Below are 10,820 nucleotides of genomic sequence, written 5' to 3' on the forward strand. Positions count from 1 at the left end.
GGCGTCAAGCTCACTGCACAGAGCCGCCGCTGCGTCGACGGCGGCATCGCTGCCACCGCGGCCTGCGCGGCGCGCGCCGGGGTGGTGGGTTGGGGTTGGTGCTTGGCCAGGGCTGCCTGTTGCGTCATCGCTGTAAACTCCCTCCAAAATCCGGGTGAAACTGCCTTCTCGGGCGACGAAATCGATGTTGGCGCGAAAGCCCCGGCCGTCGCGTCCGGGTCGATCGCCGCGCAGGAACGGGCTGGCACGCACCGCCATCAGCATGGCGTTCCAGCCGGGCAGGCCGTGCTCGCGCAGCCGGGCCTTGATCGCCTGGCCGCGGCTTTTGTTGACCTTGGCGCAGCGCGGCAGGCCAAGCTCGTCGGCCAGAGCGTTCCAGCGGCGCACCGCCTCGGCCACCGGCGGCGGATCGGCCGACCGCGTCCCGCTGCCGGTGCCGGCTGCCATCCCGGCCTCGAACGGCACCACCTGGCCGCCAGCCGACGACGGCGCGGTCGCCGCCGGGGCGGCCCAGGGCTTGGTGCCATCGGGCGGCGGGCTGGTGGGTGGGGGTGGCGGCTGGTCGGTCCCAGCAGCTGGATCGACCCCGGCCGCAGCCGGCGGGGGCACCCCCTCTCCCGACCGAAGGGAGGGAGAGTCTTCCTCTGGATATGGATATGGATATGGATTGCAGCGGTTTCGCACCTGCGGCCGGCCTGCGTCCGCAGGGGCCGATTGCTTGTTTTTCAAGTGCTTAGCCTGTGCCGCCTTGCGCTTTTGGGCGCGCAACGTGTCGATCCGCTCGCGCTCCGCCAGGAGACGCTTTTGCGTCCACCCCTGGTCGCCAAGGGTGAAAAAACGGTCCAGAACCGCCGCGCGCAGCTTGGCCCACTTCTTGGTACCGACGCGCGCCATCCGCGCCAGGCGCACATCGTCGTCGGGCAAGGCGCAGTGCTCGGACCGCCAGGCGGTCATGAGCAGCAGAAGATAGACACCATGCTCTTCGGCCGACAGGTCCTGGGTGTCGGCCAGATAGGCGTCGGTCCAAAGCGGCATTGAGGGATACTCAGCCATGACGGTCCTCCTGTGAACATGGCGTGGCTCCTGGGCGCCCCACGGGCCGACCGTGGGCGACGCCAATGGAGCGCGGGAAAAAATACATACTGAGCACATACCGACACTTGCCGAGTATGTGTTCAGTATGTATTTTTGGTGAGGAAAGGACGGGCTCATGGACAGCAGAACGGTGATCAAACGCCTCAAGGCTGACGGGTGGTACGAAGTGGCTCAGCGCGGCAGCCACAAGCAGTTCAAACACCCGTCCAAACCCGGAAGGGTCACCGTCGCCCACCCGACCAAGGACATGAAAACCAAGACGCTCAAGAGCATCGAAACCCAGGCCCAAATCTCTTTGAAGGAATGAGCAATGGTCCATCCCAGCACCCCTCCAACCTATATGCTGGTTGTCGAAGGCACGCCCGCGACCGGCTATTCCGGCTTCTTTCCAGCGGTGCCCGGCTGCGCGACGGCCGGCGACACCTGGGACGAGATCGCCACTCGCGCTCCTGAAGGGCTTTCGCTTCACCTGGATGGGCTGCGCGCCGATGGCGAACCAGTGCCGGAGCCGCGCCCGATTAAGCCCGAGGATCTTGCCGGCGCTGAAGACTTCGCCGGCGTGCTGGCCGTGTCCTACATCCCAGAAACCAAGGCGCGCAGGATTGGTGTGATCATGGACGAGGGCCTGATCGCGCGGATCGACCGTGTGGCCAAGAACCGGTCGGCCTTCCTGGCCCAAGCCGCCGAGCGCGCGCTGGAACGCCAAGAGACGATGTAAACCCAGCGCCATCATTCGCCCGCCCCCGTCGCGAACCGCTGCCGCCGGCGATCCCATGGCGGTATCCAGTCGATGGCGGGCGGGCCCCGGTGGCCGTGCTCGAACACGAACCAGGCATAGGCCACCTTGCCGCCCTGGGCGGTGTCCCACAGATCGCGCTCCAGCCGCGCCACCATCTCAGACCCGGGCGGCATGGAGGCGCGCGACGCGGCGATGATCACCCGCGCCGGCGGGAGATCGCGGAACCAGTGAAATCGCGCCCCGCCTTCCAGCCACGCTAGCTTCTGCACGATCACCACCCGGTGCCGGGCGATGCTCATTCCACGCTCGACCGCCAGCCGGGTCCAGTCGCGCCGGCGGCCGCCGCTGTCCGGGTCGCCGAAGGGCGGATTGCCGATGATGGTGTCGATGCCCTCGGGCGGGGCATCGCGGAAAAAGTCGTGGCATCTCCAGGCGCGCTCATAGCCGCGCGGCGCCACGTCGGTGGCCCGGCATTGCAGGCCATTGAGGCGCAAGATGCGCGGGACCATCCCCCAGCCGCACCACGGGTCCCACAGCCGGCCGGGCAGCGGCAGCCGGTCGACCAGCCCCTGCACGAGCCAGGCGGGCTCGATGTACCAATCGTCGGCCGAGCGCGCGTAGCCGCCCAAACGCCCCTCGGCCATGCGATCGGCACGGCCAGCGCCGGTCTCGGTGCCGGACGGGGCGGGTATGGTCAGATGCCCGGTCATGGATCAGAACGGGATTTCGTCATCGTCTTCTGCAATGAAGACATCGGTCTGCACGTCGACCCGCCGCGCCCGCGCTGCGGCGGCGAGCACATAGAATTCGTTGCCGGGGCAGATCCGCACCAACCGCTCGGCCTCGGCCTTGGCACCGGCGAAGGTGGTGTGGCGATATCGAGGCGGGCGGACGCCCTGCGGGTTCCAGACGAGCCAAAACGGGGGATTGCCAGCCATCACGCCGCCCCGCCTTCGAGCGCGTGCAGATAGACGTCGAGGAGCGTTTCGAGTTCCTGGCGTTCCTGGGTTTCCATCTTCCGCAGCCGGATCACCTGGCGCATGATCTTCGGGTCGAAGCCATTGGCCTTGGCCTCGGCATAGACATCCTTGATGTCGTCGGCGATTTCCTGCTTTTCCGCTCCCAGCCGCTCGATGCGCTCGATGAACTGGCGCAGTTGCGCGCCCGACACGCCGCCCGCATTGGCGGGGGCCGTTTCCTGACCGTCATTCATGGGATGCCTCCTGGGGTTCTGGGGAACGAGGGCGGCGCACTGGCCGATTGGCCGGTGTCGGTTGTTGTTGTGGGCGTCGGGCCAGGTCCCCACCGGTGCGCCGATGGGGCTTTCTCCCGCGCCGCCCTCGCGAGGTGGCTGCCGGTGGGGAGGATCGCACACCGGCCGGGGCGCAGGAGGGACCCGCCCCGACCGACGCGCGCCGACAGCCACCGCGCCAGGCCGGCGCGGGAGAAAGCCCCCGGCCGCAAGCCGGGGGAAGGTGATCTCATCAAGGAAACACGGGCGCCCGGCCGGGGCCGGAACGCCAGGCCCGCAGCGGCGGGCTGGCACGCGCAAGCGCGAAGCGAGAGAGTGGGGCCGTCTCGTGGCCCGGACGCCGATGCGGCGATTGGCGGCTGTCGCGCGGTCGGGCACCGACCGTCCGGGGGTCCGCCCGGCATCGCCGCGGGGTGACGCGGGTCGGGTGCCCCGCGAGGGAATGCCCCCGGAAAAACTCTTGAGATCGTGCACGCCCACACTCCGGGCCACGCCCGTGCGGATGGTCACCTGCCACATGGCTCGCCCCCCTCGCCCGGTGCGGTGACAACGCCCCAGTCGGTCAGCGCCGCCTCGGCATCCGCCACCGAGCGGCACACCGCGAGCGGCACGCCCAGATGCTCCATGCGCCGCGCAAACCGCCGCTGGCTGTCGCTGAGCCGGCCCCGGTCGGCCTTGACCTCGATCCAGCCAACACCGGCCGCGCCCGCCGGCGCTGCCCACAGCACCAGGATGTCCGGCGCCCCGGCCATCGCCCCCTTGGCCTTCACCGCCGCGCCATAGCGGGCGTTCATGTGGCCGCCATTGGGCACGTGCAGCGCCAACAGGTCGCCGCCGGTGGCCGCATCCAGGCCGCGCAGATAGTCCATGATCGCCCGATGCACCGGGCCCTCGCGGTCGGTGTAGCCGCGCCCGGCCCGCCGACCGCCCTGCCCGGCCGCAAACCGGGTACGAAACGCCGCCGCTGTCATGCGCTGGGTCATGGGGTGTCACTCCCCTGGCTACCTCGCCGCCGGGCAATCTCCCTCTCGGCGAGACGGCGCAGACGCTGACCAAGGCAGTCGAACGCTTGCGGCACGTTCTGCGAAGGGACTTCCTCTCGAAGAAAGGTGAGCAGGTTCACCTCGTTGGAGCCGTCGACAATGGTCGCCCCGGCCCCAACCGCCTTGGACTGCATCTGGCCGTGGCCGTCGAACCAAACGAGATGGCGACGGCGCGGGTCTATGCGGGTAGCAGCATCCTGGATTTGCTTGCTCGGACGAGCCTTGCGCCGCGTGTGTGCCCGCACAGCGACGCGCTCCTCACTCCGCCGCCAAGCCATGAAGACCTCGATGACTTCCTGGCGAACGTCGGCCGCGCGCTCCGTGCGCGACAGCATGCAAAGCAAGAGAGTTTGGGGCTCGTTGAGATAATAGGCGCAGCCAGGGCGACCGCCCTTAGCGGAGGTTTTCACGGAGCGCGTGAAAACCTCTCCGTACCGTTCCAACTCGGCTCGGTTGCTCTCAATGGCCTCGCGGATGTTCAGGGGTTGGGCCATGCCCAGGCGTTCGCCGAGCCGAACATCCTTGATACGCGGCTCGTCACTATCGCTTTCGATGTCGGTAAGAGAGAGGGCAGACTCCGCCCGTTCGCCAGTCTCAGCCATGGCGTCGCTCCTCTGGCATTCGAGTGCCGGAGCGTCACCACTTGCTAAGGTGCTGGCGCTCCGGGGGTTAGCAACTCGGCCAGAGTCGAGCCCGCACGCCTTTAGGCTTGCGCCCTGGACATACGCGTACGGCCCCCGGAACATAGGCATAGAAAAACCGCCTGCGGGGCGGGTTCCGCTCTGACTTGGAGTTGCTAAGCTCCAAGCCACATAATACGGCTCGCGCCCTTGGTTTTCAAGGTTTGGCGTTTGGATCGTCATGCCCCGCCCTCCAAGTCGGCGGCGCTGCTGGCCGCCGGCGGGCCGGATCGGTGATCGCGCCAGTTGATCGACGGGCCGGGGACGCTCTGCGGGGCGATCGACAGATCATCCTCGCCATAGCCGCGCCGCGAGAGGATCGCGTGCACGCGGCGCGCCTCGGCCTCGCGCTCGCGCTTGGTGGGCCAATCGCAATCGCGCTGGGGGGCAGGCGGCGGCGCCATCGTCAGCCCCAATTCGGGCAAGACCATGCCAACGGGCCGCCACCCGTCGCGGCGCGGTCGGCACACGCGCCCCTGCTCGACCAGCACCGGCATGGCGCGGCGCACGGCCTCGCCACACATCCCGATCGCCTCGCCGATTTCCCGTTCCGTCGGCGTCCGTCCGCCCGCGCGGGCCCGCTCGCACAGATAGGCGTAAATCGGTTCGGCCCGCTGGTGATCAATCGGCGTAGGCATGGGGGCCCTCCGTCTTTGCCTGGTGATTGGCGGCGGACGCCGCGGTCAGAACACGTTCGAGGGCGCGCAGCCGGTCGCGGGCGTCGCGCCAGTCGGCCTCGGCCGCCACTGCGGCGTCTTGGGCGCGCTCCAGCGTCCGCCGGGCGGTCCGCAGGCGCTCCCATGCCGCACGCGCCACGGCGCGCGCTTCCTCATGGGCATGGGGGCTGGAGGCCCGGGTCGAGCGGGGGCTCATATGTCGAACTCCCGGCCCTGGCGCAGGCGCAGGCTACGGCCCTGTTGGCCGCCGCGCGGTGCGCGCTGCATGATCGGCTGGGCGGCTTGATCGTCGGGCACCGGCACCCAGCCGCCGCCGTCGGCCAGGGCCAGACCCAGCGCCAGACCGGCCAGCCAGACGCCCAGGCCGCGCGCCGCGCCGGTCAGCCGATCCGGGCGCGCTGGCGCAGCCTGATCCCGCGTCCGACCATCCGATCCGCTCGCCGCGACAGGCGAAAGCCCGCGCTGCCCAGCGCCCGCGCCGTCCACGCTGTCACCTGCCCGAGCCAGATCCAGAGTGCGCTGCGTAGCCGCGTCCACATGGGCCAAATCCTTTCTCAACAATTCCATGTCAGCCACCAGGCGGTCGGCCCGCTGGCTCAGGCTGGCCTCGCCCAACAGCGGCTCGAACACGTGCCGTACGAACGGGGCGCCCAGGTCGTTGATCAGCATCGCCAGCCACTTGACCCCCGGCGGCGAGCCAGCCAGCCATTTCTCCGCCGTGCTGATGCTGACCGCATAGCGCCGGGCGATTACCTTGGCCTTGGCGTCGCCCGGCATCGCCGCCCGCAGAAAGGCGCCGACCCGCTCGCCCAGCGCCTCGATGTCCTCGTCGGTGACAATGGCGCAGCCGCGATCCTCGAAAATCATGCTGGTTGTCGTCATGGAGTTCCTCCCTCCGTTCGCTCAGGCTGGGACCATGACGACCCCAGCCGCATATCGCCGTGGGCCAGACCGCCGCTCATGCGGCTCGGTCACGATGCAATGGCGGCCGGGGTTCCGCTTGCCGCTCTGGCAGTGCCGCCCCGAGCTCGAAATCGTCCGGTATGACTGCCTCCAAGCGCCGGATGGTCTCGGCCCTGGGATTCCAGTCGACCTCATGGAAGTGACGTAACGTGGTGTCATGCATGCCCGCTTCACTAGCGAGACGAGCACGGGACCACCCACGAAAGGCAGCAAAGGCACGAATGCGCGCGATGGCGAGATCAACAGTCATGCCCCGACCATACCGCATTTTAATGCGCACTCAAGGAAAATTCGCATAACTATGCGTTCGCAGTTAAATGCGACACAACGCATCTTAGGCGACATGACACTTGAAGCTGAGAGATTGCGCGCAGCGCTTGAGCGCTACATGAAGGCCTACGGTCTGAATAAGTCAGCCTGGGCGCGCGCCGCCGGGATTCGCGAAAGCACGCTGCGCAACTTTCTTAAAGGTGACAGCCAAAGCCTCACCTACACAACGCTCGCGAAACTCGCGGCAGCCGCTGAGGATTCCATAGGAAATCTCATCGGGGAGGCGAATGCAGGCCCACCCCCTTCGCCGCCCACACCTGACATGGTGCCAGCGGAATATGTCTCTATCCCGAAGCTGGAAAGCTATCTAGGGGCCGGCAACGGAGGGCCTACGACCGACACAATCTCCGCCACAACTCTATTTCCAAGAGCACTCATCGAAGACGAACTCAGGGCAAAGCCAAGCGATATCGTTGCGATGCAGATCCTTGGCGACTCCATGTCCCCCATGCTGGAACACGGCGACCAAGTGCTAATCGACATGCGAATGAAAGATCCGGCACAGCCAGGCGCCTTTGCTATTCGCATGGGCGATAGCTTTATGGCCCGCATCATCGAGCCGATTTATGGCAGCGATCCCCCTGCAATCCTCTTACGCCCCCGAAATGCATTCTATCAAGATGCCCAAGACCTCTTTGAAAATGTCGCCATTCTCGGTCGAATAGTGTGGTTTGGCAGAAGGCTATAAGATAGAAAGCTCGCTGTTCAACATAATTAACAAATCCGCCTCTTCGCTCGTAATTTTTCCATCCGATTCAACAAGACGCTTGGCATAGAGAAGCAGCAGTTTCCTTTCGCTCATTGGCTTTTCATATATCTCGTCCACACAATCCATAACGGTAGATGGTCTCGGGCGAAGATAACGGATATGCTTATAAATTACCTTTTTATCTTCATCAGTCGCGGAAACACCGTGGAATGACTTTGCATATTCTATTGCATACTCAAGTATAATTTCCGTCTCGACCGGGTCATGATCCCCATCAGCGCGAGCCAATGCGGCTAAAATACGCATCCCCGAAGCGGCAATTTCTTTGTGCTTTTTCCCATGCTCCTGCCCCGCCTCTTTATAGGCAAAAGCGCTCTGCTTTTTTTCTCTCCTACTCTGACCGACCTGGGCATACCTTGAAACATCAATACCCAACTCTAAAAAGAAATCTTTTGTATCTATAATCTCTCCCGCATCATCATAAACAAATTTTATATTTTCGATGCGAAAGCTTCGCATTTGTTTACGAGCATGACAGTACGCATAAATAACGCCATTTGTGCGAAGCGTCTGCATATTAACCCAGCGCTCAGTCCCATTCCCTTTTGCATCCGTGTAGCAAATACCCACACTAATACCATCAAGAAACTCATCAACCACACCTTCATTTGGAACTGAACTTTCAAAAACAGGGTCCCCTTCATCGGGAACACTCTCTTTTTCTTCTTTATGCCATTTTGGAGGCGAAAAATCCAAATCACCAAACCAATCCTTTAGATATTTCAGAAATTTATTTTCCTTTTCCTTTACACTCATAGCGACCACCTCTTTTTGACATTTTTCTCATAAGCTTAATTACAGAAATAATTTGGACGCACAGTAAACCGCATTGTGATGCGGATTTTGCTTGAAAAACGCATTTTGATGCGAAATGCTTTCCATCGCCCCGCACGACAAGGCCACCGGCCAGGCTCTGCGCGGCGCTGCCCCACCGCCCGACCCGGCATCAGCCAACAGGGCCGGGGCACCAATTCCCGCAAAGGAGGGAGCGATGATGGATCAAACACCGGCCGCCGCTGCGGCACCAAAGGCCAGCCCTGGCGACCGCGTCGCCCAACTCGAAGCGGCGCTGACCGAGGCGCTGCGGGAACTGACCGCCGAACGCGACGCGCTCTACGATGACTTGGGCGACGAGGCCGAGGTGGCGCGCCTCGACGGGATCATCGACCGAGGCCGGGCCGCGCTGTCCGGCCAGCCGCAAGACCAGCCGTTCGCCGCCGGGCGGATCGGCGCGCCGTCCACCATCGACGAGGCGGTCGCCCTGCGCGACGCCCTGGATCGCCGTATCGCCGCCATGGTGCGTGACGGCCGCCGCGAGGAGGCCGCCCGATGAGCGCTGAAATCGTCTCGCTGTTTCCGATGTTGGGCCACCGGGTGCGCCATCGCCCCACCGGCCGCGTCGGCATTGTCACCGCCTATCGCGCCCATGAGCGCCTGGCGATCCAGGCCGTGGGCGAGGGCCTGACCGCCATCGTCAACACCGTCGACTGCGTGCCGGTCGAGCCGGCCGAAAGGACCGCACCATGACCAGCCACAACCCGAAGACCCTGAAAGAAGCCTTCGCCGCCCAGCGGGGCCGGCAATCAGCCGATCGTCGCGCCGCGCCCCACCGCACCGCGCCCGAGGTCGAGCCGCAGACCGTAGCGGACGAAGCCGCCCTGGTCGGCATGATCCTCGGCGCGCTGTCCGGCGGCATCGTCGGGCTGACCCTCGGCCTGATCGTTGCGAGCGGAGGATAAGGCGATGCCCGACCCGAAGGCCGATTCCCGACCGCTCGCCCTGACCGTTCACCAGCCCTGGGCGACGCTGATCGTCGCCGGGCTCAAGCCCTATGAGTGGCGCACCTGGGAAGCGCCGGCCTGGGCGCAGGGGCGGCGCGTGGTGATCCACGCCAGCCGGATCGACCCCAAGGCCCATGCGCTCGACCGGCTGATCGCCCAGATCGATTGCGACCTGGGCACCCGTGGCGGCGAGGGGCTGGTGGTCGAGCCGGCGCTGCGGCTGCTGCGCGACGCCGCGGCCGTGCGCCACGGCAAGCTGCACCATGGCCGCGACCCCCTGCCGCGCGCAGCCGGGCTCGGCACGGTGCTGCTGGGCGTGCCGGCGTCCAAATTCGCGCTGCGCGCTCAGGGCAAGGTGTGCGCCCACGACCACCATTGCCAGGTGCGCGACCCGAAGACCGACCGGCCTCGCACGCTCTATGGCTGGCCGATGCGGTCGCCGACACGCTGGGCCGCGCCCGTGCCCGCCAAAGGTGCACAGGGCTTCTGGACCTGGCCGCACGAGGTGCCCGAAGCGGGGGCGGCCGATGATTAATCCGGTTTTGCGGTGGCACGGTGGCAAGGCGCGTTTGGCCCCCTGGATCATTAGCCACTTTCCGGCCCATCGCGTGTACGTGGAGCCTTACGGCGGAGCGGGATCAGTTTTGCTATCGAAGCCGAGAGCTTATGCCGAGGTCTACAACGACCTGGACGGGGACGTGGTTACCCTGTTTCACATCCTGCGGACTCCCGGCGCCGCGGAGCGATTGGAAGAGGCTTTGCGCCTCACTCCTTTCGCGCGAACCGAATATCTCGCGGCGTATGAGCCTTGTGGCGATCCGGTGGAGCGGGCACGCCGGCTGATTGTCCGGTCGATGATGGGCCACGGGTCCAACTCGCCCCATAGCATCACCGGCTTTCGCGCCGATACGCGCCGCGACGGAGGCACGCCGGTGCGCGATTGGGCGCGCTACCCGGACCGGCTCCCGGAGATAGTCGACCGTCTGCGCGGTGTGGTGATCGAGAACCGTCCAGCGATCGCGGTGATGGGGGCCCACGACGGTGAGCAGACCCTGCACTATGTGGACCCGCCCTACGTGCCGTCCACGCGGGGTAGGGGCCGCGATTACGCCTTCGAGATGACCGAGGAGGATCACGCGGACCTAGCCGACTGCCTGCACAGGCTGCGCGGCATGGTTGTTGTTTCTGGCTACCCGTCGCCGCTTTACGAACGCCTGTACCCCAAATGGGAGCGTGTAGAGCGGAGGGCGTATGCAGATGGGGCGCGACAGCGGGTTGAGTGCTTGTGGCTCAACCCAGCCGCTTGCCATAGGCGACCAACCGCCGACTTGTTTTGCCAAACCGACGACGGGGAGTGCGTCGCATGACCATCGCGCAGCATACCGACGCCCCCGAAGCGCCCGAAACCTTCTACGACGCGGCCAAGGCGCCGTGGCGCGGCACACTCGACCTCAAGCCGGTCAAGTCGTTCGCCACCGACCTGGCGCGCTG

18 protein-coding genes are annotated in these 10,820 nt (G+C 65.6%); 8 read left to right on the forward strand and 10 right to left on the reverse strand.

Annotation, left to right across the window (positions count from 1 at the left end; all coding sequences use genetic code 11):
- Window positions 1-1,119, reverse strand: a 1,119-nt coding sequence (locus EV659_RS14310; RefSeq protein ID WP_165878927.1) for a YdaU family protein, incomplete at its 3' end; no start/stop codon positions are given.
- Between the two features lie 91 nt (window positions 1,120-1,210).
- Here EV659_RS14310 and EV659_RS14315 point away from each other — a divergent pair.
- The gene (locus EV659_RS14315; protein WP_132709579.1) at window positions 1,211-1,402 is read left to right on the forward strand and encodes a type II toxin-antitoxin system HicA family toxin; all 192 of its coding nucleotides are present in this window, start codon (window positions 1,211-1,213) and stop codon (window positions 1,400-1,402) included.
- A 3-nt stretch (window positions 1,403-1,405) separates the two neighbouring features.
- Complete coding sequence (locus EV659_RS14320; protein WP_132709580.1) at window positions 1,406-1,813, forward strand: type II toxin-antitoxin system HicB family antitoxin; 408 nt, start codon at window positions 1,406-1,408, stop codon at window positions 1,811-1,813.
- 11 nt (window positions 1,814-1,824) lie between these two features.
- On the opposite strand, the gene EV659_RS14325 is transcribed toward EV659_RS14320, so the two are convergent.
- The 8 genes from EV659_RS14325 to EV659_RS14360 all read right to left on the reverse strand — a co-directional run bounded on the left by EV659_RS14325 (window position 1,825) and on the right by EV659_RS14360 (window position 6,368).
- Entirely contained in the window at window positions 1,825-2,544 is a 720-nt protein-coding gene (locus EV659_RS14325; protein ID WP_132709581.1) for a hypothetical protein, read from the reverse strand.
- 3 nt (window positions 2,545-2,547) lie between these two features.
- Entirely contained in the window at window positions 2,548-2,772 is a 225-nt protein-coding gene (locus EV659_RS14330; RefSeq protein WP_132709582.1) for a hypothetical protein, read from the reverse strand.
- Complete coding sequence (locus EV659_RS14335) at window positions 2,772-3,047, reverse strand: DUF2312 domain-containing protein (RefSeq protein ID WP_132709583.1); 276 nt, start codon at window positions 3,045-3,047, stop codon at window positions 2,772-2,774. Before EV659_RS14335 ends, EV659_RS14330 begins: the two co-directional genes overlap by 1 nt.
- 545 nt (window positions 3,048-3,592) lie before the next feature.
- Complete coding sequence (locus tag EV659_RS14340; RefSeq protein ID WP_132709584.1) at window positions 3,593-4,069, reverse strand: VRR-NUC domain-containing protein; 477 nt, start codon at window positions 4,067-4,069, stop codon at window positions 3,593-3,595.
- Window positions 4,066-4,731 carry a hypothetical protein gene (locus EV659_RS14345; RefSeq protein WP_132709585.1) on the reverse strand — a complete coding sequence of 222 codons (666 nt, stop codon included), beginning with the start codon at window positions 4,729-4,731 and terminating at the stop codon, window positions 4,066-4,068. The genes EV659_RS14340 and EV659_RS14345 overlap by 4 nt, the downstream gene beginning before the upstream one ends.
- 257 nt (window positions 4,732-4,988) lie before the next feature.
- The gene (locus EV659_RS14350) at window positions 4,989-5,447 is read right to left on the reverse strand and encodes a helix-turn-helix domain-containing protein (RefSeq protein WP_132709586.1); all 459 of its coding nucleotides are present in this window, start codon (window positions 5,445-5,447) and stop codon (window positions 4,989-4,991) included.
- Window positions 5,431-5,682, reverse strand: coding sequence for a hypothetical protein (locus EV659_RS14355; protein ID WP_132709587.1), 252 nt, complete (start codon window positions 5,680-5,682; stop codon window positions 5,431-5,433). Before EV659_RS14355 ends, EV659_RS14350 begins: the two co-directional genes overlap by 17 nt.
- Entirely contained in the window at window positions 5,679-6,368 is a 690-nt protein-coding gene (locus EV659_RS14360) for a hypothetical protein (protein WP_132709588.1), read from the reverse strand. Before EV659_RS14360 ends, EV659_RS14355 begins: the two co-directional genes overlap by 4 nt.
- 238 nt (window positions 6,369-6,606) lie before the next feature.
- Between EV659_RS14360 and EV659_RS14365 the strand changes: the two genes are divergently transcribed.
- On the forward strand, window positions 6,607-7,467 hold the full coding sequence (locus tag EV659_RS14365) for a S24 family peptidase (RefSeq protein WP_132709589.1): 861 nt from the start codon (window positions 6,607-6,609) through the stop codon (window positions 7,465-7,467).
- On the opposite strand, the gene EV659_RS14370 is transcribed toward EV659_RS14365, so the two are convergent.
- Window positions 7,462-8,304: a hypothetical protein gene (locus EV659_RS14370; protein ID WP_132709590.1), complete on the reverse strand. Its 843-nt coding sequence runs from the start codon at window positions 8,302-8,304 to the stop codon at window positions 7,462-7,464. The genes EV659_RS14365 and EV659_RS14370 overlap by 6 nt on opposite strands.
- Before the next feature lie 235 nt (window positions 8,305-8,539).
- Between EV659_RS14370 and EV659_RS14375 the strand changes: the two genes are divergently transcribed.
- The 5 genes from EV659_RS14375 to EV659_RS14395 are packed head-to-tail and all read left to right on the forward strand — an operon-like array spanning window position 8,540 to window position 10,696.
- Window positions 8,540-8,881, forward strand: coding sequence for a hypothetical protein (locus EV659_RS14375; protein ID WP_132709591.1), 342 nt, complete (start codon window positions 8,540-8,542; stop codon window positions 8,879-8,881).
- Window positions 8,878-9,075: a hypothetical protein gene (locus EV659_RS14380; protein WP_132709592.1), complete on the forward strand. Its 198-nt coding sequence runs from the start codon at window positions 8,878-8,880 to the stop codon at window positions 9,073-9,075. Before EV659_RS14375 ends, EV659_RS14380 begins: the two co-directional genes overlap by 4 nt.
- Entirely contained in the window at window positions 9,072-9,287 is a 216-nt protein-coding gene (locus tag EV659_RS14385; protein ID WP_132709593.1) for a hypothetical protein, read from the forward strand. Before EV659_RS14380 ends, EV659_RS14385 begins: the two co-directional genes overlap by 4 nt.
- Before the next feature lie 4 nt (window positions 9,288-9,291).
- Entirely contained in the window at window positions 9,292-9,864 is a 573-nt protein-coding gene (locus EV659_RS14390; protein WP_132709594.1) for an ASCH domain-containing protein, read from the forward strand.
- Complete coding sequence (locus EV659_RS14395) at window positions 9,857-10,696, forward strand: DNA adenine methylase (RefSeq protein ID WP_132709595.1); 840 nt, start codon at window positions 9,857-9,859, stop codon at window positions 10,694-10,696. The genes EV659_RS14390 and EV659_RS14395 overlap by 8 nt, the downstream gene beginning before the upstream one ends.
- Window positions 10,697-10,820 lie beyond the last annotated feature (124 nt).

It is taken from the genome of Rhodothalassium salexigens DSM 2132, from assembly GCF_004341375.1.
Taxonomy (GTDB): domain Bacteria; phylum Pseudomonadota; class Alphaproteobacteria; order Sphingomonadales; family Rhodothalassiaceae; genus Rhodothalassium; species Rhodothalassium salexigens.